Source organism: Streptococcus huangxiaojuni, assembly GCF_040930515.1.
GTDB lineage: Bacteria > Bacillota > Bacilli > Lactobacillales > Streptococcaceae > Streptococcus > Streptococcus huangxiaojuni.
The window spans coordinates 16,299-42,765 of record NZ_JBFQEG010000009.1 but is presented as its reverse complement, the minus strand read 5'-3'; the positions used below and the strand labels follow the sequence as shown (position 1 = coordinate 42,765).

Sequence of the window (26,467 nt, the reverse complement as noted above, 5' to 3'; positions counted from 1 at the left end):
GCGAAAGGAGAAAAAATATGATCCAAAAAACATATAGTCACACAAATCAGAGATTATGCAGCTACAGAGGAATTGAAATAATAGAAGGACATTTGATGCAGAGCGTTGGTAAGTATCTCGCCAAGAATAAGAGCCACAAGTTTCATAGGATATCGAAAGGTAGAAGTGTACTCATGATGTTTGATAAACACGCCAATCTCAAATACAAATTTGGTAATCAACATTTTTGGACAGAGGATTATTATGTCAGTATAGTTGAACCCAATGAAGCCACAATAAAGAAATATATCAAGGAATAGGAAAAACATGATATAGTTTTGGATAAATTGAGTGTAAAAGTATAAAGATTCTGTTAGGGATATTGAATCATACCAAAGCATACTTGAGAGGCTGGTGACAAGTTAAAAGTAATAAGGCTTGAATAAAGTGAAAACCAGCGTCTTTAGGCGCTGGCTAATAATGTGGGCTTACAGCCCTTTCCAAAACCACTCGTTTGAGGGTGTTTTGATTGTAAAGATGACTCATTAGTTTTTGTGAATAAAGTGCTATTTACTTTACAAAGTAAAAAACTTAAAAAATCAGGCTTTCAAAGTGCTAGTGATATATGATGCCACCACCGAGAATCGAACTCGGAACGGAGCATTACCATTGCTCTATTATACCATTTAACTATAGCGGCTACTTTTCTATAGTATCATGAAACTTTTTTTATGGCAAGAAAAATGTTATCTTTTCAGTTATTCTTTGAAGACATTTTCAGAAAAAAATGGAAAATTTCCTATTGCAGCCTCTTAGGAGCAACTGTTTATTTTTTTAGCTGGCTTACCTAGAGAATTTCAGAAGAAGATGATATAATGACTGAAAGGGTTTTCATAAATTAAATATCTGCAGAACTTATTTTACTCTTTAAAGGCTCTTTGTATCTTGTTAAATTGAACACGAGCTAAGAGCTGTGCAAAAAAGAGACGCAGTCGTAGGAAGCATAAGCTGACGTACGAATGTGGCTGCTCTTGTGAGTATAAAACTTCCTAGAAACTGAGGTTTCTTCGTCAGTTTTCCTATTTTTGCTTTGCTCTTTAAACGCTCTTTGTATCTTGTTAAATTGAACACGGACTAAATGCTGCGGGAAAAAGATAGCCTGACCTCGAATCTTTTTGAATTCATCGGTCAGTCTCCTATTTTCCTTTTGCATTCTTAACGGCCTTAGTATCTTACTGGAGGTGGGAGGATGACTGATTATAAAGATGAACAGAAGTTGGCTGATCCCTATCAAGAAGCAATTCGGATTAGTATGGAATTAAATAATACCTATCATAGTCCAGAGGAAGTCAGAGCTATCGTGAGCCGGCTCTTGGAAAAAGAGATTGATGAGAGCTTTCGTCTTTTTCCGCCTTTTTATACGGATTATGGCAAAAATATCAGTTTGTGTAAAGATATTTTTATTAACTCGGGCTGTCATTTTCAGGATCAAGGCGACATTGAAATCGGTGATGGCTGCTTTATTGGCCATAATGTTGTTCTGGCGACGGTTAATCATGACCTCAGGCCTTCATGAAGCGCAAAAACCATTATGCGCCGATTAAGCTGGGTCAGAATGTATGGATTGGCTCTAATGCAACTGTTCTCAGCGGTGTGACCATAGGCGACTGGGCCGTTGTGGCTGCCGGTGCTGTGGTCAGTAAAGATGTCCCAGCTTATACTGTTGTCGGTGGCGTTCCCGCCAAGGTGATTAAGCACATTGACCCTGACAGCTGAGAATAAAAACTTATTTTGTTTTTGAAAAATGGTATAATAAGGCATCAACAATAAAGGGGTTATTTATAAATGACTTACGAACAGGAATTTTTACGGGATTTTGAGGCTTGGATTGATTCACAGATTGCGGTGAACGAGATGGCTATGGCAGCCAGCCGAAAGCTTGTTGAGGAGGATAAGGATGAGCAGGCAGCTGATGCTTATATTCGCTATGAGAGCAAGCGAGATGCTTATCAGTTTATTCAGGGGAAATTTGATAATTACCGTGCCGGCAAGGGGTTTCATGATGCGCCGGATGGTTTATTTAAAAAGAGCACTTATTGAAATTTTATGACAGCACAGATATATGAAAAAGAAGCTATTATTTTGACTTAATCTATTGATAGCAGCCAGTTTTTACCAGCTTGCAGCCTAGTAACTAGGGGAGGGGCTTCTTCTGAATCGACTGAGCAAACATCTTCTCAGTCTTGCGCAGAGACAAGAAGTTTTTCTTCCAGAGAAGAATCTCCCTTGTCTGGCATGCAGCGGATTGGTAACGTTGACTAAGGTTATGTTTATGTTCCTAACGACTGGGTCAGTTTCACAGATTTAGATGGCGAAGAGAGTTATCAGTATTCTGATTTGTCACCCTATAATGCTGTAACTCTTTATGCTTACGCCAAGGAAGACTTGGGTGCCGAAACGATCAAGGGCGATGTTCTGGAGCGAACTGCAGGTACCTGCTTTGCCAATCTAAAAGAAGAAGACCTTTTTGATGGGCTGACAGGTTCAAGGGCAGCTATTTCAGGCAATGATGCTTATCAGATTTACGGCACTGCAAAAAATAAGGGGAAACTCTTTTATGTCTGGTTCTTTACAACCAAAAAAATGGTAAAGTTTACGATGTTTCCTTAGAAGGGGAGCAGGATACTTTTGCAGAAGAGCTGCCTTATGTCGAAGAAACATGGACAGGACCGAGCTAGATTGCTTTTTGCTGGAAATTCTGTTAAAATAAAAAGCATTCAGAGGTATTTTGAGTTTGTCTGTTTACAGAAAGCGGTGGGGCTGAGAAATCCGTACAGATGTCAGAAGAGTTGCTGATGATTAGAGGAAGATAGATAAAGCAGCGGGCTTGAAGCCCGAATCTGGGTGGTACCGCGGAAATCACAATGAGATTCGTCCCTGTCAGAATTGACAGGGACGTTTTTCTATTGCAGCAGAAAAATTTGGTGAGCTGATGCTAATTTATTGGTCATTAAGCGAAAAAAAAGAGAAATAAGTGAAACAAGCACTTGAAACTGAGAAACTGTATTATGGCTTTCCTATCTTTATCCTAGGATATAAAGATGAGGCGTTCAGTTATAATATCACAACAGCCAGCTCATCCTATAGTTTAGGCGATATGGTTGTCATTGGTTTGTTTGAAGGGAACAACGCTGTCCGGCAGATTCAAAAATCCGGTTCTTTTACACTTAATATTCCTGAAAGAAAAGAAGCTTTAATTATGGAAAGCGCTGGCTTTATGACAGGTCAGGATAAGCTCTCAGAATTATCTGTATCATACAGTCAGGCTGAAACGATAGATGCTCCGCTGCTGACAGCCTGCCCGATTAATTTGGAATGTCAGGTGGAAACTGTACAGCAATGGGAACATTATGTCAATTTCACAGCTCGTATCACTAAACGATGGGCGGACGACAGATTGTTTGATGAGAAAGGCTATTTCAGAAGCACAGATTTTCACCCCCTTATCTATATGGGAGACAGTAAGAAGAGGATTTACCGCTATCTGGACGAAGAAGATTCAGATCAGTCAGGCAGTTTCATCAAGAAAGCAAGGAAAAAATATGATAAAAATTTTAGGGCAGGTTAAAGATAAGATTTTACCTGCGATAGAAACCGACCGTCTCTACTTGCGTCAGCGGGCAGTCGCAGATGCAGCTGATATTTTTGCCTATGCCAGTCTGCCGGAAGTTAGCTGGCCGGCAGGCTTTCCGCCGGTACAAACCGTAGAAGAAGAAATTTACTACCTTGAGCAAATTTATCCGCAAAATCTGCAAAAAGAAGACCTCCCTTCAGGTTACGGCATTACCATCAAAGGCCAAAATAAAGTAGTTGGTTCACTGGATTTCAACCACCGCCATGCAGATGATGTGTTGGAGATGGGCTATACTCTGCATCCTGCTTACTGGGAACAGGGCTATATGCCGGAAGCTGCGCGTGCACTGCTGGAAATAGGCTTCACTCTGCTTAATCTTCACAAAATCGAATTGACCTGTTATGACTATAACAAACCGAGCCGCCGTATTGCCGAAAAACTGGGCTTCACCCTAGAAGCCAGAATCCGTGACCGCAAAGATGCCCAAGGCAGACGCTGCGCCAGCCTGCACTACGGGTTGCTCAAAAGTGAGTGGGAGGGGAGAAAATGAAAAAATTATTTATATATTTAACGTATATAGTAGCCTTACTACCTATTATGTCATTGTTTTCCCTGTTAATATTAGTCCCTTTAGCTTTTCCAATATCTTTATTTCCAAAGAGTGTCTTACCGATTGCACCAGTCTATATTGTTGAGATTATTTTAGTAATAATGCTAGGACTATATGGATTAAGATTAAATAAATTGGTGGCCAAAAAAACTTATAAATTCTTCTATTGGATTTCTTTGATGGTGCTGATATTTGTATTTTTGAAATCCAGATTAGTAGTAATCTTACAGCCTTTATTAGCTATTATTTACAGTATTTTATTTGAAGAAAGCTTTCAGAAAATGAGAAAGTTTTTGCGGAAAAGTATAGGAGCAATTGCTTTTTTAAATGGTTTTGATACTATTTTGATTATTATATTTTTTATATTAAGAGATAATATCAAGTACGTAGAAATGGTATTAAGCAATTTTTCTGATATTTTTGAGGAATTCCACTTATCTCAAAAAAATTTTGAAGCTACTATTATAACCATGGGTATGCTATTTCTTATATTATTACCTTTGTTGAGAAGTTGTATATCTGTTATAACTTATAAAAAACTAAATAATATTTCTGTGTCATCAGGTAAAGTGCTTTGGAATTCATACCTAGAATCATATTTTGGATCAGCTATTTCTGTATTGATGTACTTTAGATTATTTTTTCAGATAGATAGTTCATCATTTAGCGCTAGTACTGTATTTGTTCTTTTTATACCTATGGCAATAAGCATTTATTTTTGGATGTGGGTGTATGAGAGCATTAATAAAGGCGGTGATGATAAAGATTCACTAATATTATTATATATATTATACCTATCTGCAATAATCTTTATGGTTCTTTTAAGTATGATAGAAAGTGATTTAATTGAAATATTGACATGGTTTTTACCTATCTTACTTCCTAATATTATAGGAAATATAAATAAATACAGGCGTCCAAGTAAAAAACCGACTGAAAAAATGGAAAGGCATCTGTATTTACTGACAGTAAGGAGTTTTAATTTATTACTTATATATAATTTATTGTCGGTATTATCGGAAAAATATAACTTAAAAGAAGGGTTGAACAATATAATCCAACACAATTCTAAAGATATATCAATATTTATGTCCAATCTATTTAGCACTTTGATTCTAATGTCTATCTCTGTCATTATTACATTTCATATAAGTGATAAGATAATTAAATGGGTTGAGAAGTACTATCTAGATTCATCAAATGGTTTTTTTTATTAAAAATAAGGGAGGAAAAATGAAACAACTTTCACCAAAATACAATCCGGCCGAGGTTGAGGCTGGGCGTTATCAAACTTGGTTGGACCAAGATGTTTTTAAGCCGTCAGGGGATAAGAAGGCTAAGCCCTATTCCATCGTGATTCCGCCGCCCAATGTTACTGGGAAACTGCACTTAGGGCATGCTTGGGACACGGCCTTGCAGGATATCATTATCCGCCAGAAGCGCATGCAGGGCTTTGATACCCTCTGGCTGCCGGGGATGGACCATGCAGGGATTGCCACTCAGGCAAAGGTTGAGGAGCGTCTGCGCCAGCAAGGGATTTCCCGCTACGATCTGGGTCGTGAGAAATTCTTGGATAAAGTCTGGGAATGGAAGGACGAGTATGCGGCAACCATCAAGGAGCAGTGGGGGAAGCTGGGGCTTTCTCTTGATTATGCGCGTGAGCGATTTACGCTGGATGACGGCTTGTCGAAAGCTGTCCGCAGGGTTTTTGTTGACCTTTATAAAAAAGGCTGGATTTACCGCGGTGAGTTCATCATCAACTGGGATCCGGCTGCCAGAACAGCTCTGTCAGACATTGAGGTTATTCATAAAGATGTCGAGGGAGCCTTCTACCATATGAACTACATGCTTGAAGATGGTTCGCGTGCTTTAGAAGTCGCAACAACACGGCCTGAAACCATGTTTGGAGATGTAGCTGTCGCTGTTAATCCGGAGGATCCGCGCTATAGAGACCTGATTGGCCAAAATGTCATCCTGCCAATCGTCAATAAAGCTATTCCAATCGTGGCTGATGAACACGCTGATCCTGAGTTTGGAACGGGGGTTGTGAAAATCACCCCTGCTCATGATCCGAATGACTTTGAGGTCGGTCAGCGCCATAACCTGCCTCAGGTTAATGTCATGAATGATGACGGAACAATGAATGACCTGGCCGGTGAGTTTTCCGGGATGGAGCGTTTCGAAGCCCGCAAGGCAACAGTTGCCAAACTGGAAGAAATCGGTGCCCTTGTCAAGATTGAAAAACATGTCCACTCTGTCGGTCATTCAGAGCGCACCGGTGTCCCAGTTGAACCGCGCCTGTCCACCCAATGGTTTGTCAAAATGGATGAGCTGGCTAAACATGCCATTGCCAATCAGGCGACAGATGATAAGGTGGATTTCTATCCGACACGCTTCAACGACACCTTCCTGCAATGGATGGAAAATGTTCATGACTGGGTGATTTCCCGCCAGCTCTGGTGGGGACACCAGATTCCTGCTTGGTACAATGCTGACGGGGACATCTATGTTGGAGAAGAAGCTCCGCAAGGTGATGGCTGGACACAAGACGAAGACGTCCTTGACACCTGGTTTTCTTCTGCTCTCTGGCCGTTTTCCACTATGGGCTGGCCAGACACTGAAAGTGAGGACTTCAAACGTTATTTCCCAACTTCAACCCTAGTTACAGGTTATGATATTATCTTTTTCTGGGTGTCGCGTATGATTTTCCAATCTTTAGAGTTCACCGGCCGCAGACCCTTCCAAAATGTCCTGCTTCACGGCCTTATCCGCGATGAACAGGGCCGCAAGATGTCCAAGTCTCTTGGAAATGGCATCGATCCTATGGATGTCATTGACCAGTATGGAGCCGATGCCCTGCGCTGGTTCCTCTCCAACGGTTCTGCCCCAGGGCAGGATGTCCGCTTTTCTTACGAGAAAATGGATGCTGCTTGGAATTTTATTAACAAGATTTGGAATATATCCCGCTACATTCTCATGAACAATGAGGGCTTAGAGCTTTCTGCAGCTAGTGAGAATGTGGCTAAGGTAGCAGCTGGTCAGGCCGGCAATGTGACAGACCGCTGGATTCTCCACAACCTCAATAAGACAATTGAAAAAGTAACTGAAAACTTTGATAAATTTGAATTCGGTGTGGCAGGCCACAGTCTCTATAACTTTATCTGGGACGAGTTTGCCGATTGGTATGTGGAGCTGACTAAAGAAGTGCTTTACAGCAACAATGAAGATGAAAAAATCATCACCCGTTCTGTTCTGCTTTATACCTTGGATAACATCCTGCGCCTGCTTCACCCTATCATGCCTTTTGTAACTGAGGAAATTTTTGGCCAATATGCTGATGGTTCAATCGTGACAGCAGCCTATCCGCTAGTGAACCCTGCCTTTGATAATGCAGAAGCTCACAAGGGAGTGGAAAGCCTCAAGGACTTGATTCGTGCGGTGCGCAACAGCAGAGCAGAAGTCAATGTTGCTCCAAGCAAACCCATTACCATTCTTATCAAGACCAGCGACAGCAAACTGGAGCGTTTCTTTAAGGAAAATATCAGCTACATCAGACGTTTTACCAATCCGGAGCATTTGGAAATTTCTGAGCATATTGAAGCTCCGGAACTAACAATGTCCAGTGTGATCACAGGAGCAGAGCTCTTCCTGCCGCTGGCTGATCTCCTTAATGTTGATGAGGAGCTGACCCGACTCAGTAAAGAACTCAGTAAGTGGCAGAAAGAATTGGATATGGTTGGCAAAAAGCTGGGCAATGAAAAATTTGTCGCCAAGGCCAAACCGGAAATCGTCGAAAAAGAACGGCAAAAACAAGCCGACTACCAAGCTAAATACGATGCGACAATGGCGCGGATTGAAGAGATGAAGAGGTTGGTGAAATAATAATAGAAATACTGGAAAAACTTTATTTTTGACTGCTCTTGCTGTCTCTGTCTTTGTGTCCGCCATAAGAATGCAAAGCCGAAATTAAGATTAAGCTTTCTGAAAGAAAACTTTCAGCTTCACTTAAGGAAAGCTCTGTATACTATAACCATCCTAGAAATAGGAATCCTAAAACTTTTCTTTTTCATAAATCTCCTAAACCAAGCCCAGCTCACAGCTGGGCTTGGTTTTTGTATAAACAGGCAAAATATTGCAGTCTGATTTTCATATATGAGTTTTTGTATAAACAGGAAAAATATTGCAACTTGATTTTCGTATGTTAGAATATGGTTGAAAGGCTGTATTTTTTGAGAGAGTATAATAAGAATTTTTCAGTTGGCACTGTACCACACAGATATCTTGTTTTTTAGAGATTATTCATGACGTGACAGAAATAATATCCAAAATATGTCCTATTACATGTGTTTAAAATGTGATAAGGTTTATAATCGATCTAATTATATAGAAAGAGTGTTATTGATGGGAAATACTATTTTAAAACAACTTGAAAAGAGAGAAGAAGAGATAAGAGAAGAAATTTTAAAACACGATTTCTTTAAAATTAGGAGAGAAAAAGCAATAAAGTTTTTAATTTCAAGACTTGAAACATCTATTATGATTTCAAATGGTAATCTATTTTCACTTCCACAGTCTCCAAATGATGATTTATTAATGAGTGGGCATAAGTTAGTGGAAGTAATTCAAACCTCAATACCGTTTATCTTTTATAATTTACATGAGAAACATCAAGTAGATAATTTACAAATTGATGTGGTTGATTTAATAAAATTAATTCAACAAGTATGTGATTATTTAGAATTCAAAAAAATGATTCGACTTTATAAAATGCAGATTGTAAGAGTTATTTTTAATGACCAAGTTATCCGATTTGAATATAAAGACGACGTATTTAGAATAAACGATATCTATAATGGGTATTGGCATTCGAAGGAACAGAATGTTGTACTAGAAGATGCTGAAAGTTTGGAAGATATAACAGAGAAAATATTTGATTTGACTGTAGATATAAACATTGGTCAGTTTTCTATGGAAGATTATAAACTTTTTTGTAAAGGTATTGACTTCTTTATATTAACAGAATATATCAATCCAGTTATGATAGTGAATGATATTGGCTATATTGAGTTAGAAAAAAATAAATGGATTAATCAATTATCTTATTTTATCACTGACTTGAGTAGTGAAAAGATAAAAAGTATCGTAGAATTTTTGACCTATAATTTTGAAGATATAAACGGTGATCCACTTTTATCGTATTTTATACCAACCAATGGTAAACTACTGTTATCTATAAGTATGTTTAGTTCCCAAAGACTAGATAAAAATTTACTTCGATTATTGTTACAGAAAAATGAAGCACATTTCCAGAATGAGCAGAAGAAACTAGAAAAACATCAAATTAATGAGCTTAGACTACAGAAATCAAGCATGTATGATTTTGACACAGATAAGGATGGAAGTCCAGGAGAGGACTTGATCGTGTATGATAAAAAGGCGAATATAGTACATGTGATTGAGTTAAAATTTAAACTGCCAGTGGATTCAATAAAAGAATTGAGAAGTTTAAAAAGGATGCTAGCCAAAGCTAGTACACAAAATGAAAAAGCAAAAAAAGCGATTACGCTTGATAATATTTTCGAGAAGTATTTCAATGGAAAGTATGAAGGGAAAAAACCTAAAGAAATACTATATTTTACCTTAACAAATTATTCTGTTTATTATGATTCTAACTGCCGTATTTTATTAACTCAACACTATGCTGAATTATTGAAATCAGATAATTGCTCAGAACGGCTAAAGAAGATTTTTAATGATCCATTTAGAGGTATAAATATGAAGCCAAATGTAAAATTTGAGAAAATTAATCTTTTTGGGAATGTAATAAAGATCCCGTTAAATTATTCAGAGACCCCATATCTACAAGAGTTAAAATACTGAGAGAATAATAACAACAGACGAAAAATATTCGAAGTTTTTCTATTATAATAAAGGGAGCAGATCCATGTAGAAAGCTCAACTATAAAACTGACATATATATAGATTGACAATTCAAATCTCTCCTACGAAGCCAAGCGAGAGCTTTGGGAAATAATTTTTGCTCTCCAAAAATGGATGGACTGAATCCATCTGTTTATATGGAAGAGTCGACCGATAGCCAAGCGTGTGGCGAGTAATCTATGATCAGGTCTATGAGGAAATCACCAAATACCACCAGCCAACTAATGCGAATACTATTGTCAAACATATCTAATTCACTTCAATATCCTTGATGGTTTGGCGCATAGAGCGAATGCCATAGAAGCATTGAAGGATAGGAATTTTGATTAGCAGGATAGGATCCAGACTTGGACAGCCATTACATTATCAGATGAATAAGTTTTCTCAACCAAGTCATAGATAAACTCAAAATCGATGAGTTTATCCACTTATCGGAGAAAATGATCTTCAGTGATAAGTTGGTCTAGGGTGTAGAAGCCCAATTGATTACGATTGTAGTCAGGTTTTTCTTTGTGAAACATAAGATAGCTCACAAGCTCTTTTTAGGCTATTATACGCCTAAAAATAACAAAAAAACTTAGAAATTAAATTCTAAGGACTTTGTCTTCAATCGACCCAGCCGATAAGGTTGGGTTTTAACAAGATTAAGAGAATATTCAAGAAAAAGGTAGTAGATTGATTTGTGATATAATAGAACTAGTTTTTATAATAATTGGAGAAATAAATGACAGCTAAGAATGAAAGGCAGCAACGTCAAGGATTACATCAAAAAATTTGGGCTATTGCGGATGATGTTCGTGGAGCAGTAGATGGTTGGGATTTTAAACAGTATGTTTTGGGGATTTTGTTTTATCGTTTTATTTCTGAAAATATTGCAGCTTATTTTGACCAAACAGAACATGAAGCAGGAGATGAAACGTTTCGGTATGCTGATTTAAGCGACGAGGAAGCAAAGGAAGACTTTCTTCCAGGAACAGTCGATGAAAAGGGCTTCTTTATCCTTCCTTCCCAACTATTTGAAAATGTTCTCAAAGATGCTGCTACAAATGATAATCTAAACACTGATCTAGCAAAAATTTTCAAAGACATTGAAGGCTCCTCTATCGGTCACCCTTCTGAAAATGATTTTAAAGGGCTGTTTGATGATTTAGATACAACTTCTAATCGTTTAGGTGGCTCGGTTACAGAAAAAAATCAACGTCTCGTCAAAATTTTAAAAGGAATTGCCAAAATTGATTTTGGCAATTTTGAAGAGAATGATATTGATGCTTTTGGGGATGCTTATGAATTTTTAATCTCCAACTATGCCTCCAATGCTGGTAAAAGCGGAGGTGAGTTCTTTACGCCGCAGACAGTCTCTAAACTATTGGCGCAGATAGTCATGGTGGATAAAACGAAAATTAATAAGGTCTATGATCCAACCTGTGGGTCTGGTTCGCTGCTTTTACAAATGAAAAAGCAATTTGAAGACCATATCTTAGAAGATGGTTTTTTTGGTCAGGAAGTTAACATGACCAATTACAATCTGGCTCGGATGAATATGTTCCTTCATAATATCAATTATAACCATTTTGATATTCGTCGCGGAGATACTTTACTCGAACCCAAACATCTAGATGAACGTCCTTTTGATGCTATTGTATCTAATCCCCCTTATTCTGTTAAATGGGTTGGGACTGATAATCCGACCTTGATTAATGATGAACGCTTTGCTCCAGCGGGTAAACTTGCACCTAAGTCCAAGGCTGACTTTGCTTTTATCATGCATAGCCTCAATCATTTATCTAATAGAGGTCGGGCGGCTATTGTATGTTTCCCTGGTATCTTTTACCGCGGAGGAGCCGAGAAAACCATTCGACAGTACCTTGTAGATAACAATTTTATTGAAGCGGTTATTGCTCTTCCCGACAATCTCTTTTACGGAACCAGTATTGCAACCTATGTTTTAGTTCTTGCTAAAAATAAATCTGACGATAAAACCCTCTTTATTGATGCCTCATCTGATGAAAAAGAAGCAGACTCTGGTAAGCCTAAGTTTCACGAAACAGTTACCAATGGAAAAATTTTGAATTCAGAGAACATTGAGGCAATTGTTAAGCTATTTAAAAATAAAGAAGACATTGACCACGAAGCTAGTTTGGTTGATAATGCTATCATTGCTAAGGAACATGATTATAATCTCTCAGTATCAACCTATGTTGAAAAGCGAGATACCAGAGAAGTAATTGATATTATTGAACTCAATAAAGAAATTACGGCAACTGTAAAGAAAATCGATGTTCTTCGCCATGAAATCGATAAGATAGTGGAGGAGTTGAGCTAATGGTTTTGGATAATAAACTGGAATTACCGATTCTTTGGAACTAGCTAAGGCTGAAGAAAAGATAAGCAAGGAATGGGCCAAGGCATTATTTGAACAAGGCTTGTTAGCCACAAACAAGGCTGCTAGTTTTGAAACTTTGGCCTTTATTCACAGAGAACTGTTTCAGAATATCTATACTTTTGCAGGATAAGTTCGTGATGTCAATATGGCAAAAGGCCTTTTTCGCTTTACGCCAGTCATGCATATGTCCCATTCGCTTGAAACTATTGACGAGATGCCTCAGCCAACGGTGGATGAGATTCTTGAGAAATATGTGGAAATGAATATAGCCCATCCTTTTCGGGAGGGTAATGGCCGTGGCATGCGTTTATGGCTGGACCACCTGTTGAAAACAGAGATTGGACAGGTTGTTGATTGGTCAAAGGTGGATAAGGAAGACTACCTTCTAGCTATGGGCGCAGCTCTATCTGGGACATCGAATAAAGTATGTTATCAAACAGGCTTTGACAAGTAAAGTGGACGACTGCTCCATTGAGATGAAGGGAATCGACCATTCCTCCTACTACGAAGGTTATAGTCTCTATAGGACGGAGGACTTGTAAGTCATGTCTAATGATGAAGTCTTTACTGATAAGAGTACGACTGCCATTGACCTTCGTTTATGACTATTTGAGCTAGGTCGTTTCATTTTCTCCAAAATAAAGCAATTCGCTCTCTTGACAAGGCATGTGAAAATAGGGTAGAATAATATTAATAGGACCGCCCACCTCTCTCTGATGTGACAAGGCGGACATTTTTTTATACGGAAGTTTAAGATGGAAGTAAAAGCATTTAAAACTTGGAATGAGCAGGTAGCCAAATTAATTGAGCATGGTTGTGAAGATATTACCTCTGAAGAATATGCCAGAGGTATTTTGCAACGGGTCAACTATTATCGGTTAACTGCTTATTTTTTGCCCTTTCGTGATGTTGTTAGTAAAACCTATGACAGTTCCAAGGTGAGTTTAGAGAAGATTTATCAGATTTACTCTTTTGACTCTGAGTTGCGCTTACTTCTTTTGGAGTGCCTGGAAGTTGTCGAGCTCTACTTAAGGACGCAGGTAGCCTATCACCATGCTAATCTGTATGGTGCGCTAGCCTATAAGGAAGCTCAATATTTTAATAAGTATCATCGCCACAATAGTTTTTTGCAAGATGTGGAGCAAGAACTCCAACGGCGAAAGAAAGACCTCATTTATCAACATCATCAGTACAAGTATGGTGGTCAATTCCCTATTTGGGTATTGGTTGAATTCTTTACCTTTGGTATGACATCAAAGTTTTTTGCGGATGCTCCAACGGCTGTTCAGCAGGAGATAGCCAAAAGCTTAGGGCTTAAAACGGCACAAGTCCGGACCTATCTTGAGGTAGCAGTCGTCTTGAGAAACTTCTGTGCCCACTATAATCGACTTTATTACACTACCTTTAGCAAGTTGCCAGGGCAACTACCGCCTTTTATAGCAGAAGACCTTAAACTCAAACATCGACTGATGGCTCAATTGTATGCGGTCAAAATGCTCTATCCTGATCAGCAAAGATGGAATGAGAATGTACTACCGAAATTGGAAGGTCTTATCACCAAGTATCGGGAGGCAATCCACCTCCACCATATCGGCTTTACAGACAATTGGCAAAAAGTACTAAGGAAATAGAGGAGAAATTAATGACTAAAATCGAAGAGATGCTAGCAGACCTCTGCCCCAATGGTGTGGAATGGAGAGAGTTGGGGGATAAAGATATTGCCAAACTCTCACGTGGAAAAGTGATGTCTAAGCAATTCTTAGAAGAGAATAAGGGTGATTATCCCGTTTACTCTTCTCAAACTGCAAATGATGGGGAAATCGGAAAAATTTCAACCTTTGATTTTGATGGTGAATACATAACTTGGACAACTGATGGAGCAAATGCTGGAACGGTGTTTTATCGACAAGGGAAGTTTAGTATTACAAATGTCTGTGGCTTAGTAGATATCCAAACAGATAAATTACTTACTAAATTTATTTATTACTATCTAACTATCTCAGCAAAAAAACACGTTTCATCCGGCATGGGAAATCCTAAGTTGATGTCGAATGTAATGGCTAAAATCAAAATCCCCATCCCACCCCTAGAAATTCAAGAAGAAATCGTCAAAATGCTTGACAAATTTACGGAATATGTTACAGAATTGACCACAGAATTGACCACAGAATTGACCCTACGCCAGAAGCAATATACTTTTTACAGAGATAAACTCCTGAGCTTCGATGAAGATGGTTCGGGGGAGGATAATAAAGTTTATCAAGTTGAGTGGAAGACGCTGGGGGAGGTGGCGCTTCCGACAGAGAATATTTCTTGGAAAAATCAAGGGGAACAACACTTTTCTTATATAGATCTCTCATCTGTTGATAGGAATAGTAAGAAAATTACAGAAACTACAAAAATTACTAAGTATACTGCACCTAGTCGAGCTCAAAGGATTGTGAAAGAAAATGATATTATTTTTGGAACAACTCGGCCAACACTGAGGAGATATGCAAAAATACCTCTTGAATTCGATAATCAAATTTGTAGTACAGGATTTTATGTATTTAGGGCTTCTGATGAGGTATTACCCAAATATATATATCATATTTTCGCATCTAATGACTTTAATAACTTTGTTGAAGAAAATCAAAGTGGAGCTAGTTATCCAGCAATTTCAAATAGTTTGGTTGAACAATATAAACTGCCAGTTCCAAGTAAGAAAATCCAATCACGCATCGTTCAAGTCCTAGATAATTTTGATACGGTTTGTAATGACCTCAATATTGGTCTACCTAAAGAGATTGAACTTCGTCAAAAACAGTATGAATTTTTTAGAGATAAACTCTTGACTTTCGCCGCTCAAGGCGTGTATACTGGCAGCACAGCACAGCACAGCACAGCACAGCACAGCACAGCACAGCACAGCACAGCACAGCACAGCACAGCACAGCACAGCACAGCACAGCACAGCACAGCACAGCACAGCACAGCACAGCACAGCACAGCACAGACTTGATTAAGCTTTTAAATTGGGTATTTGGGCCAATTAGAGTCCGATTAGGCTCAATAGTTGAGTTGAAGCGAGGAAAGCGAGTAGTTCGAGGTCAGTTGGCAACAGATGATTTATATCCTGTATATCAAAATAGCATGGTTCCCTTAGGGTTTTATAATAAAGCTAATAGACAAAAGGGAACTACTTTTGTTATATGCGCAGGTGCTGCAGGAGAAATTGGTTATAGTGATATGGACTTTTGGGCTGCTGATGATGTTTTTACTTTAGAAAATTCTGATAATATGGTTCCAAAATTTATATATTACACATTGTTAAATAAACAGGATAGGATAAAGTCGCAAGTAAGAAGAGCAAGTATTCCTCGCTTGTCTAGGACGGTCTTAGAAAATCTTGTTTTCACGTTGCCATCCATAGAGAAACAAAAATACCTTGTTTCAGTCTTGGATAATTTCGATAAACTAACATCGGACTTATCACAAGGTCTACCAAAAGAAATCGGGCTGCGGCAGAAACAATATGAATATTTTCGGGATAAACTCTTAACGTTTTAGAAAGATTTAGCGAAATGAAACTTAACGACATTGCAAAACGTCTCTATGCTAATAATAAAAGGGCTAAGATTATTTATGGTTTTAATGGGACAGGAAAAACGAGACTTTCTCTGACTTTTAAAGATTTAGTGGAGCATACCTCGGATTCCAGTGTGGTCTATTATAACGCTTTTACCGAAGATTTGTTTTACTGGGATAATGATTTTGATGAAGGGCAAAATTATAAACTGATGATTAATCCCCGATCCAGTTTTGTCAAGACAATTATCAAAGATCAAGGGAAAGAGCATGATGTTATCCGTGTTTTTCAAGACTACACGTCATCAGATATTCTTCCTCAGTTTAATAATGAGGTTACGGAAGTCAGCTTTTTACTGCAATCAGAAGAGTCGTCACCTGCCATAAAAATTTCTAAAGGCGAGGAAAGTCAGTTTGTTTGGTCTATTTTCTATAACCTTTTAGACATTATTATCAATGAGTTAAATCTGGAACAAGAGGACCGTAGTACTGCTGAATTTGATAAGGTCAAATGTATTTTTATAGATGATCCGATATCTTCTTTAGATGATGGTAAGGTAATCAATGTTGCTGTCCAGTTAGCTAATCTAATAAAGACCTCTACGTCTGAATTGCAATTTATCATCACCACGCATCATGCCTTGTTTTACAATGCGATCTGCAATGCTTTAAATGATTGGAAGCAGTACGATTTAGCGCAAGGGCAAGAAGTTAGAGCCTCTGTTCGCTACACGTTTACTCGAAAAGATGATGACTATCAATTAAAGAAACAACGAACGGACTCACCCTTTGCCTACCATCATATTCTGGTGTCAGAGTTGCATCGAGCGATTACAGATGGTAATGTGCAAAAATTCCACTTTAACCTCATGCGCAATCTTTTGGAAAAAACAGCAACTTTCTTAGGTTATGCAAACTGGTCAGACTGTATTGCTGAGGAAGAAAAAGCTCTTTATGCTAGGGTTTTAAATATTCATAGTCATAGTAAGAATAATGAATTTGAATACCGAGAACCAAACATACAGGAGTGTGCAGTTTTGGAAAGGGTTTATCAAGGATTTATAGATAAGTATCATCTTAAGGTTTTTGAAAAATAACGGTAAGTAAAAGTAAGGACAAGTAATTATTATGGTAACATATGAACAACAGCGTACGACTTTACCAGTAGCTGAAATGCCTAATGGGATTATCATTGAAGAATTTGTAAAGACAGAACGCTACAATCGAGATGTCTATCAAACGGAAGAAGAAATGGAAGAGCAGCTGCTTAAAGATCTGATTTCTGGCCAGCATTATGAACCCTTTACTGAAAAGACGACAACAGCTCTGTTGTTAAATTTGCGTCAGCAACTACAGCGTTTAAATGATATTACCTTTACTGATGTAGAGTGGCAGCGTTTCTTAGATGAGTACCTAGATAAAGTCAGTGATGGCATGATTGAAAAAACGCGTAAAATTCAAGAAAATCACATTTATGACTTTATTTTTGATGATGGCAGAATTAAGAATATCATGCTGATTGATAAGAAAAACATTCATCGGAATCACTTGCAAGTTGCTAATCAGATCACTCAAAAAGGGAGTTATAAAAACCGTTATGATGTGACAATCTTGGTTAATGGCCTGCCGTTAGTGCAGATTGAATTGAAAAAACGGGGTGTTCCGATGAAAGAAGCGTTTGAACAGATTCATCGTTACAGTAAGGAGTCTTTCAATACGCAGCATTCTTTATTTCAATATATTCAGCTTTTTGTTGTTTCAAATGGAACAAGGACACGTTATTTTGCTAACACAACTGCCCAGAATAAAAACCATTTTGAATTTACCTGTGAATGGGCAGATAAAAGAAATCAAGCGATACATGATTTAGAAGATTTTGCTCAAACTTTTTTAAACAAACAGACTCTTTTGTCGTTGTTGACCAAATATTGTATTTTTGATGCTAATGATACTCTGCTAGTGATGAGGCCTTATCAGATTGCAGCGACTGAAAGTATCTTGCATCAAATCCATATCGCTCATGAAAATAAGCGTTATGGAAGTGTTGACGCTGGGGGCTTTGTTTGGCATACAACGGGGTCTGGTAAAACTTTAACCAGCTTTAAAACGGCCCGTTTAGCGACAGAATTGGATTATATTGATAAGGTATTCTTTGTTGTAGACCGTAAGGATTTGGATTATCAAACCATGAAAGAATATCAAAAATTCCAAAAAGATTCGGTCAATGGCAGTAAAAATACCAAGGAACTAAAAAAAGCGATTGAAAAGGATGATAGCAAGATTGTTGTCACAACTATCCAAAAATTGAATGAATTTCTCAAGAACAATCCGATGCATCCTATTTTAGAAAAACAATGTGTTCTGATATATGATGAGTGTCATCGCTCGCAGTTTGGATCCTCCCAGAAAAAAATACAATCTGGTTTCAAAAATTACTATCAATTTGGTTTTACAGGGACACCTATTTTTAAAGAGAATAGTCTCAACGGACAAATGACGGCTGACGTTTTTGGGCGACAGCTTCATGCTTATATTATTACAGATGCCATCCGTGATCAAAAAGTTTTGAAGTTTAAAGTGGACTATAACTATGTCAAACCTGAGTTAAACCAGTTCAGAGAAGCAGAGCAGACTGTGGGGGAAGAGCGTGATGAAAAACAACTGACAAAAATAGAAAACGAGACCCTACTTCATCCCAGTCGCATTGCTAAAGTATCAGAGTATTTATTGCGTGTTTTTGATGATAAAACACACCGACGAACCCAGTACACTTTTAAGAGGAAGCGGTTAAACGGCTTTAATGCCATGTTTGCCGTTCAGAGTGTCAAAGCGGCTAAAGCTTACTATGAAGAACTTAATCGTCAGCAAGCCGACTTACCTGATGATAGGCGATTAAAAATAGCAACGATTTTTAGTTACACTCCTAATGAAGAGCAGAGCGCTTATGGGACAATTGTTGAAGAAGGCTTTGAACCAACTTACATGGACTTAACGTCCAAGGAGTTTTTAGCAAAGGCTATTGGCGACTATAACCAAATGTTTCGGACTAATTTTTCGACTGAATCGAAAGAGTTTCAAAATTATTATAAGGATTTATCACAGCGTGTCAAAAATAAAGAGGTTGAACTGCTGATTGTCGTTGGGATGTTTTTGACTGGTTTTGATGCACCGACCATGAATACGTTATTTGTGGATAAAAACCTACGCTTCCATGGTTTAATTCAAGCATTTTCTCGGACAAATCGTATTTTAAGTAAAGAAAAACCTTTTGGCAATATTGTATGTTTCCGTGATCTTGAAAAAGCAACAGTAGATGCCATTAAGCGGTTCGGTGATCCGGATGGTAAGGGAAATGAAAATAGCATCCATGTTATTTTGGAAAAAAGTTATCAAGATTATGTGGATGGTTTTGTTGACGAAGAGACTGGGCAATCAAGTAGAGGCTATCGGGAGATTTGTCAAGAGCTTTTGGACAAGTATCCAGATCCAACAGAAATCTATTTAGAATCTGAAAAAAGAGAATTTGTTCAGCTTTTTGGTGATGTTTTAAAAATGGAAAATATTCTGCGTAATTATGATGAATTTGTGGAAGAAGGAAGCATGTTTTCACCAGGATTGATGCAGGATATGCGTAGTGTTTATGTTGATATTAGAGAAGAAGCATACGGTGGGAACAGGGTTGGCACTACTGACTCGGGCATTGATTTTTCAGATATTGAGTTTGAAATTGAATTACTAAAAACAGAAGAAATTAATTTAGATTATATCATTAACTTGATTTCAGAAAAATCAAAAACATCGGTTTCAAAAGATGATTTGAAGTCTGAAATGACTCGTGTTATCCGCTCAAGTATTGATATGCGATCCAAAGAAGAATTGGTTTTATCTTTCATTAATGACCATAATCAGGAAAAATTGCAAGATGAGCAGACGATTTTAGAATCATTCTACACTTATGCACGTCAACAAAAGGAAGTAGCTATTCAAACTCTTGCAGAAAAAGAGAGGCTTAAAGGGGATTATCGCCACTTTATTAAGCAATCTCTTATACGCGGCTATGTACCAAGTGGAGGAACGGAATTAAATGAGTTAATGCCACCTACTTCTCGTCGAAAAGGTGCTAGAGAACGTAAAAAACAGGAAATATACCAACAATTGCAGGAACTTGTTGAAACTTATAAGGGAATATAGTTTTTTAGTCGAGTTTGGGCAGAATGGTATTATATAGTGTAGATACACATGTTTATGTAAAATGCTTACTTACCAAACTAAGTATTATAAAATTATAGGCCAATTTTTGACTAGAAATATCCCAGTTAGATGTATTAAAATTTCTTATAAAGGTGCAAATTAGGTCCAATCTCATTACTGGAATTTGAAAGGATGGTAGTTGCTGATGTCCTATTTTTACGAAAAAGCTACAGGCAGGTTAGTTAAACAACTTGCCTGTTTTCCCTATTATGGGATGGCTAAAGTCTTGAATTTGCTTGAGTATCAGGATAGCCATGAACAGTTTATCATCAGTGAGGAGCATCTACAGGAGTATTTCTTACTGCAAAAATCTAAGATGACAACTGAAGAAAAATTGCAGCTGTATTTCTCACTCTTTAAAGGGCGGAATGATGTTTACGCTAAGTCTTATATCGATGATAAAGGGAAAATTCAGTACTACCCTTCATATCATTATGGCTGGCGTAAACTGCCTCCCGAGAAACGGACATGCGAACCTTTAACTGAGGATATCCTAAAAAGACATTTACGAGGCGACAGCAGTATCGGTATGTTTCCTATCAGTAAATCTGATACTTGTGCTTTTTTAGTAATTGATTTTGATGAGGCTGATTGGCGAGAATCGGTTTTGGTCTTAAGGAAAGTGGCAGAAAAGAAAGGGCTTAATGTTTATGTGGAAATTTCACGTTCTGGAAATGGTGCTCATGCTTGGTTTTTCTTTAAAGAAGAAATTTCGTGCCAGCAAGCCAGAAATTTTGGGAAAAATTTACTAGAATTGGCTATGCAAGAGTCACAATCAGTTAGCTTTGCTTCGCTTGATCGTATGTTTCCAAATCAAGATTTTTTGCCTAAAGGTGGCTTTGGTAATCTTATTGCCCTGCCTTTACAAGGTAAGGCTTATGCAGAAGGGCGAACTGTCTTTGTAGATGAAAGTTTTCAGCCTTATATTGACCAATGGGAACACCTGCAGAGTATTCAGAAAATACCATATAATCAATTAGAGAAAGTGCTATCTGCCACGATTACTAACCAGCAAGATGATAATTGCCTAGAGCTTACATTGTCGAATATTTTAAGTGTTGAAAAAAGTAGGATTTCTGCTAAAACAAGCCATTTTCTCAAGACATTAGCCTCTTTTTCAAATCCTGAATTTTATTTAAAGCAAGCAACTAGACAGCCTACCTATCAAACGCCAGAACGTATTTATCTTTTTGAAGAAACTGATAATGATATTCGTCTTCCCAGAGGTTTATTATCCAAATTAGAAGAATATTTTGAGCAGATTACTATTATTGATAACCGTTACTATCACGATCCGATCAATGTTGTTTTCACGGGTCAATTACGTTTTGAACAAGAGCTTGCTTTAGCTGATATAGTTAGGAAAGAAAATGGACTTTTGTGTGCTGAAACGGGATTTGGGAAAACAATTTTAGGAGCTGCTTTGGTTGCACATCGCAGGAAAAAAACGATAATTTTAGTCCATAATCGTCAGCTTCTTGAGCAATGGTTGGATAAGCTGTCCGCTTTTTTAACTTTTAAAGAGGAAGAAGCTGTCCGCTACACACCATCTGGTCGGAAAAAGAAAATAGGGCATATTGGTCAGTATGCTGGTTCTAAGAAATGGCGAAGCGAACTAGTTGATGTTGTTATGATTCAATCACTTTTTCAGTTGGATAATATTTCTACATTTTTATCAGGCTATGATATGATGATTGTGGGTGAGTGTCACCACGTAACAGCTGTGCAATTTGAAAAGGTTATTTCGCAATTTTCTGGAAAGTACCTATATGGTTTAACAGCAACACCAGAGCGAAAGAATGGACATGAACCTATTATTTTTCAAAGAATAGGTGATATTCTGCATACTGCAGAAATTGACCAAGTTACTTTTGATAAAATACTGGTTTTACGCTTCACACCCTTTGGGAAATTGGATATTGAGAAATCTAACAGTACAAGTTTTTCAAAGCTTAACGAATGGATTGCTAAAGAGACAATTCGTAATCAGATGATTTGCCAAGATATTTGCAATTTGTATGAAAGTAAACGGAAAATCTTGGTTCTTGTTAATCGTATTGAGCATCTTGAAACCCTCAAACAATTATTAATACAGAAAGGGTTATCATCTAATATTTTTCTATTAAGTGGTAAAATTAAGAGAAAAAGTGCTAAAGAGATACGAGAAAAAATGGAGGCTTTAGGAGATGATTCGCCGCTTGTACTTATTTCAACAGGGAAGTATATTGGGGAAGGATTTGATTTACCTAAACTAGACACACTTATTTTAGCTGCCCCTTTGTCTTGGAAAAATAATCTTATCCAATATGCTGGACGGATTCATCGTCCTTATCAAGGAAAAAATGAAGTAGAGATTATAGATTATATTGACATTCATGTTCCTTACCTTGAAAAAATGTATCAGAAGAGGCAAGTGGCCTATCGTAAAATGTCTTATCAGTTAAAAGAAAAAGATCAGAAGCAGACTTTATTTGGTAGTAAAACATATGAAAGCACCTTTATAGAGGATATACAGAAATCTTACTCAACTATCTTTATTCGGACAGCTTCAATAACAACTGATAGAATCTGCTATTTATTAAGTCTATTAGGAGATAAGCAAATTGAACTTCAAATTCCTATAAAGCATAAATTAAGTTCATGGCTAAATGGGCTAGAAAAAGACAATTTAAAGGTAACTTTATTGACTGAGAAAATATCCACAAACGCTATCATTATTGATGCAAGTATTGTTTGGTATGGTAATCTTTCACCATTAGGGTATCAATTTGATGAAACAATGAGTTTATTGAGATTAGAAAGTACAGATATTGCAAAAGAACTTCTGGATAAGTATAATTCAATATGATATGCTGATTTCACATTATATAGCTCTATTCTATTTTTACACATAGAATGACAATATCATTTTAAATATAAAAGTGAAGTTTTTGATAAGAAGGGAAGTAGAGCAATTGAACAAAAAATTAGAAGATATGAGTTTGGATGAGCTTTGGCAGCTTTTTCCTATATTTTTAGTAGCGCCTAATGCAGATTGGGAAAGTTGGTATGAGGAGGAGAAAGAAGCTGTTTTATCTTTGATGCCGAGTGATTTTTTTGTTAGAATAAACCATATTGGCAGTACATCTGTCCCTAATATTTGGGCTAAAAATATTGTGGATATACTGCTGGAAGTGAAAGATTGCAGTGCTATGGAGCAGGTTAAAGAACTGCTGCTGGAACATGGCTGGCGCTGCATGAATGAAACCAAAAAGAGGGCTTATTTTAACAAGGGCTATACAGATGCCGGTTTTGCTGATCGTGTTTTTCATTTGCATTTACGCTTATATGGTGACTGTGATGAGTTATATTTTTGCGATTATTTGCGCAGACACCCGGAGATTGCTAAGGATTATGAGCGTTTGAAACTGTCGCTTTGGAAAAAGTTTGAGCATAATCGTGATGGCTATACAGAAGCCAAAACAGACTTTATTAAGAAATACACGAAGTTAGGAAAAAGTGAGTTTACAGGAACAGACAGGTATCCTAAAAGCTGAGGTCCGGTTTCCTTTGTTTTTCGCGGCTTTGTCCTTAAGGAGGTGATTGTTATGTCACTTATTTTACGTCCTATGGCCCCGGAAGAATATCCGCTTTTGGAAGAATTCCTCTATCAGGCAATTTTTGTACCTGAGGGTTACCCAGCTCCTGACAGACAGATTGTTCAGCTGCCGGAACTGCAGCTATATATCAAAGATTTTGGCCGAGACTTGCATGACAAGGCCATGGTGGCGGAAGTAAACGGTCAGATTGCGGGAGCAGTTTGGGTTCGGATTATGCCTGATTATGGTCATATCGATGATGAGACACCGTCACTTTCTGTTTCACTGTTTCCTTCTTACCGCAGGCGAGGTATTGGCCGAGCTTTACTGACTGCTTTTCTTGTCTGGCTTAAAATGGAGGGCTGTCAAAGGGTCTCTTTGTCTGTGCAAAAAGCTAATCCTGCCTTTTACCTATATCAGCAGCTTGGTTTTCAGATTTTTCGGCAAAATAAGGAAGACTGTATTATGATTTGCGATTTATCCAAACTGTAAAACCGCTGCCGTGATGCAGAGCTATTTGTCAGCCTCTTTTGTCCAATGACCGGGGCCTAAATGTTCTATAAAAAATGCTCTGCAATACTACGATATGAGTGCGGCTGCACTATGGGGACAGCCCCAAAGCTGCTAATGGCTCGGCGGCCGGCTTCAATGTTTTGACTTTGCCTTAAAACGCCCTTTGTATTTTGATGGGAGATGATGTTATGACTTCAGCTTTGTTGGCCTTTCTTGCGATTGTACTTTTTATGGTCCATGAATTTGAAGAGATTGTGAGAGTTCGCCCTTGGATTGACAAAAAAGGCAGTGACCCTGAATTGGCGTCAGAAATGTTTATTTCAGGAAGGGCCTCCTATCCGTCGGCAGAGACGATGGCTGCTTTAATCATGGAAGAGTTTATTCTGGCTGGTTTAGTTCTTTTTGCAGGCATTATTTTTCGTCTGCCGGAATTAGTCTTAGCGATTACATTGGGACATACGCTGCATTTGTTTGCTCATATCGGTCAGGTCCTTTCTTTTCGTATTTGGGTGCCGGGCAGCATCACATCTGTTTTAACCATGCCTGTGCTTTTACTGAGTATTGCTGTCTTTATCCTTTCTCAGTCTCTTAACTGGCTTCTTTTGTTTATTTTAGTTCCGCTGATTTTTGTTGCTTTACTGCTTAATCTAAACTTTCTTCACGGACAGTCCGAAAAGGTTGAACAGCTTTTGCATGGTTAGTCATGCAGACTGTTTGTACTTTACTGCGAAAATGAGTTCTGCCTGCTGTTTTGATGAAATATTGTCAAAACAACATTAGCTTCCTTTTCTTTATACAAAAAGCTCTGTAAATTCTGCTGAGGGATTTACAGAGCTTTTTTATCTTAAGAAATTTTAAGGAAGTAAAATCATTCTGAGGCTTTGCTGGATAGAAGAGGTCTGTAAGCGAAAAAATGTTTTTTCCAAATATGTGTAAACACCGTCAGCAAGCTTTATTTTGATCGGATAAGAGCTGAACGCAGCAGCATCAAGCCTGTATAGAGGGCGATAAAAACGACTAGAATTTTAAGCTTATCAATATCTAGGCTGGTCAGGAAAAATGCTGCGATTAAAACACCAAAGACTCCGCCGATAATGATACCTAATACCCCGGGCCAGTGTACTCGGTCTGATTCGATAAACTGTTTGGAGCCGGCAACCATAATCATGGCTGCATTTAACATCATAACCGGAAGTGCAATAGCCGGACTGATTCCCATCAGCGAGAAAAAAATAAGTTCCGGCGCATAATTGCCCAGTCCCATAGTCATCAGCATTCCGATGATGAAGTCAAAAATGATACCGATAAGCAGTCTGATTCCCGACAGACCGCGAATATCGTTAGCAATATCTGCACCAGGATTTGTCAGCATACGGTAGACCATAAAAAAAGCCGCAATAATCAGCAGAACTCCTAAAACCATCTGGACTTTCTGAGTGTTCCAATTTTTGGTCAGCCGTGCTCCAACAAAAGCTCCGGAGAAGGCTGCGGCCGCCATGCAGGCTAGGGTAGTCAGATCCACCTCCACAATAGTAATAAAACACAGGGCCTCTACTAAAACCGGAATAACATGAGCCGTTGTCATAGTAGCGGGAATTTGACGGTCATCCTTAACTAACTGCGTGGCCTTAAAAAGCGTCGTTGTTGTCGCAAAAGTTCCGATTCCCAGTGTATCTAATAAATCAGTCACTATGCCGATTCCAAAACCCGTAAAGAATTTATCTCTTAAATCAATCTGCCGTCTGCGGGCATTTCTCACTATTAAAAAAATGACCCAGGCAATTAAGCTGACCAGCATCAGCTGAATTATATGAAGTATAAGTGAATTAGTCATAGCCCTATTATAGTCAATTAAGACGATTAAGTAAATATCGTTTTTTATTGATTTTCTTAAATGTTCAGAGGCTGCGCCTCCGCCGGCAGTTGATTCAAAAAATATGTCTGTTCTTTTATAATGCAGCTGGTAAGGCTCATTTTATTTTTGCTATAATAGAGTCAAAAAGGAAGTTTGG

Annotated in this window: 19 protein-coding genes, 1 tRNA gene and 3 pseudogenes; 20 read left to right on the top strand and 3 right to left on the bottom strand. The window is 38.0% G+C overall.

All coding sequences use genetic code 11. From position 1 onward, the window contains the following. The first annotated feature begins 17 nt into the window (after positions 1-17). Entirely contained in the window at positions 18-299 is a 282-nt protein-coding gene (locus AB3329_RS06545) for a transposase (RefSeq protein ID WP_368394984.1), read from the top strand. Positions 300-608: 309 nt separating this feature from the next. Here AB3329_RS06545 and AB3329_RS06540 read toward each other — a convergent pair. Next, positions 609-679, bottom strand: a tRNA-Thr gene (locus AB3329_RS06540). Between the two features lie 549 nt (positions 680-1,228). On the opposite strand from AB3329_RS06540, the pseudogene AB3329_RS06535 reads away from it, so the two are divergent. The 8 genes and pseudogenes from AB3329_RS06535 (at position 1,229) to AB3329_RS06500 (ending at position 10,103) form a co-directional block, all read left to right on the top strand. Further along, positions 1,229-1,755 (top strand): annotated as a pseudogene (locus tag AB3329_RS06535) (DapH/DapD/GlmU-related protein). A gap of 69 nt (positions 1,756-1,824) precedes the next feature. Beyond that, positions 1,825-2,079 (top strand): DUF1912 family protein, encoded by a 255-nt coding sequence (locus tag AB3329_RS06530; RefSeq protein WP_368394982.1) that lies wholly within the window; start codon positions 1,825-1,827, stop codon positions 2,077-2,079. 297 nt (positions 2,080-2,376) lie between these two features. Then, positions 2,377-2,649 (top strand): hypothetical protein, encoded by a 273-nt coding sequence (locus AB3329_RS06525; protein ID WP_368394980.1) that lies wholly within the window; start codon positions 2,377-2,379, stop codon positions 2,647-2,649. 364 nt (positions 2,650-3,013) lie between these two features. Beyond that, the gene (locus AB3329_RS06520) at positions 3,014-3,607 is read left to right on the top strand and encodes a flavin reductase family protein (protein WP_368394979.1); all 594 of its coding nucleotides are present in this window, start codon (positions 3,014-3,016) and stop codon (positions 3,605-3,607) included. Continuing rightward, positions 3,582-4,163 (top strand): GNAT family N-acetyltransferase, encoded by a 582-nt coding sequence (locus tag AB3329_RS06515; protein ID WP_368394978.1) that lies wholly within the window; start codon positions 3,582-3,584, stop codon positions 4,161-4,163. The genes AB3329_RS06520 and AB3329_RS06515 overlap by 26 nt, the downstream gene beginning before the upstream one ends. Beyond that, positions 4,160-5,440: an ABC transporter permease gene (locus tag AB3329_RS06510; protein ID WP_368394976.1), complete on the top strand. Its 1,281-nt coding sequence runs from the start codon at positions 4,160-4,162 to the stop codon at positions 5,438-5,440. Before AB3329_RS06515 ends, AB3329_RS06510 begins: the two co-directional genes overlap by 4 nt. A 16-nt stretch (positions 5,441-5,456) precedes the next feature. Continuing rightward, a complete protein-coding gene (locus tag AB3329_RS06505) occupies positions 5,457-8,105 on the top strand; it encodes a valine--tRNA ligase (RefSeq protein ID WP_368394975.1) in 2,649 nt (882 codons plus the stop codon). Between the two features lie 519 nt (positions 8,106-8,624). Beyond that, complete coding sequence (locus AB3329_RS06500; RefSeq protein ID WP_368394974.1) at positions 8,625-10,103, top strand: hypothetical protein; 1,479 nt, start codon at positions 8,625-8,627, stop codon at positions 10,101-10,103. Between the two features lie 312 nt (positions 10,104-10,415). Here the strand turns inward: AB3329_RS06500 and AB3329_RS06495 are convergent. Beyond that, positions 10,416-10,684: pseudogene (locus AB3329_RS06495) on the bottom strand (transposase); the annotation flags it as partial. Positions 10,685-10,887: 203 nt separating this feature from the next. Here AB3329_RS06495 and AB3329_RS06490 point away from each other — a divergent pair. The 11 genes and pseudogenes from AB3329_RS06490 to AB3329_RS06440 all read left to right on the top strand — a co-directional run bounded on the left by AB3329_RS06490 (position 10,888) and on the right by AB3329_RS06440 (position 25,156). Next, positions 10,888-12,486: a type I restriction-modification system subunit M gene (locus AB3329_RS06490; protein ID WP_368394973.1), complete on the top strand. Its 1,599-nt coding sequence runs from the start codon at positions 10,888-10,890 to the stop codon at positions 12,484-12,486. Further along, positions 12,486-13,088: pseudogene (gene fic / locus AB3329_RS06485) on the top strand (protein adenylyltransferase Fic). The gene AB3329_RS06490 and the pseudogene fic overlap by 1 nt, the downstream one beginning before the upstream one ends. 213 nt (positions 13,089-13,301) lie before the next feature. Then, entirely contained in the window at positions 13,302-14,177 is an 876-nt protein-coding gene (locus AB3329_RS06480; RefSeq protein WP_368394971.1) for an Abi family protein, read from the top strand. 11 nt (positions 14,178-14,188) lie between these two features. After that, the gene (locus tag AB3329_RS06475; protein ID WP_368394969.1) at positions 14,189-15,547 is read left to right on the top strand and encodes a restriction endonuclease subunit S; all 1,359 of its coding nucleotides are present in this window, start codon (positions 14,189-14,191) and stop codon (positions 15,545-15,547) included. 92 nt (positions 15,548-15,639) lie between these two features. Further along, complete coding sequence (locus AB3329_RS06470; RefSeq protein WP_438272899.1) at positions 15,640-16,095, top strand: restriction endonuclease subunit S; 456 nt, start codon at positions 15,640-15,642, stop codon at positions 16,093-16,095. Between the two features lie 14 nt (positions 16,096-16,109). Beyond that, positions 16,110-17,210 (top strand): AAA family ATPase, encoded by a 1,101-nt coding sequence (locus tag AB3329_RS06465; RefSeq protein WP_368394967.1) that lies wholly within the window; start codon positions 16,110-16,112, stop codon positions 17,208-17,210. Positions 17,211-17,241: 31 nt separating this feature from the next. Continuing rightward, positions 17,242-20,304, top strand: a complete 3,063-nt coding sequence (locus AB3329_RS06460) for a type I restriction endonuclease subunit R (RefSeq protein WP_368394966.1) — start codon at positions 17,242-17,244, stop codon at positions 20,302-20,304. A 205-nt stretch (positions 20,305-20,509) separates the two neighbouring features. Next, positions 20,510-23,212, top strand: coding sequence for a TOTE conflict system archaeo-eukaryotic primase domain-containing protein (locus tag AB3329_RS06455; protein WP_368394965.1), 2,703 nt, complete (start codon positions 20,510-20,512; stop codon positions 23,210-23,212). 106 nt (positions 23,213-23,318) lie between these two features. Then, positions 23,319-23,900, top strand: a complete 582-nt coding sequence (locus AB3329_RS06450; RefSeq protein WP_368394963.1) for a GrpB family protein — start codon at positions 23,319-23,321, stop codon at positions 23,898-23,900. Positions 23,901-23,951: 51 nt separating this feature from the next. After that, positions 23,952-24,434, top strand: a complete 483-nt coding sequence (locus AB3329_RS06445; RefSeq protein WP_368394961.1) for a GNAT family N-acetyltransferase — start codon at positions 23,952-23,954, stop codon at positions 24,432-24,434. A gap of 209 nt (positions 24,435-24,643) precedes the next feature. After that, a complete protein-coding gene (locus AB3329_RS06440) occupies positions 24,644-25,156 on the top strand; it encodes an HXXEE domain-containing protein (protein ID WP_368394960.1) in 513 nt (170 codons plus the stop codon). 251 nt (positions 25,157-25,407) lie between these two features. On the opposite strand, the gene AB3329_RS06435 is transcribed toward AB3329_RS06440, so the two are convergent. Next, complete coding sequence (locus AB3329_RS06435) at positions 25,408-26,289, bottom strand: TSUP family transporter (RefSeq protein ID WP_368394959.1); 882 nt, start codon at positions 26,287-26,289, stop codon at positions 25,408-25,410. Positions 26,290-26,467 lie beyond the last annotated feature (178 nt).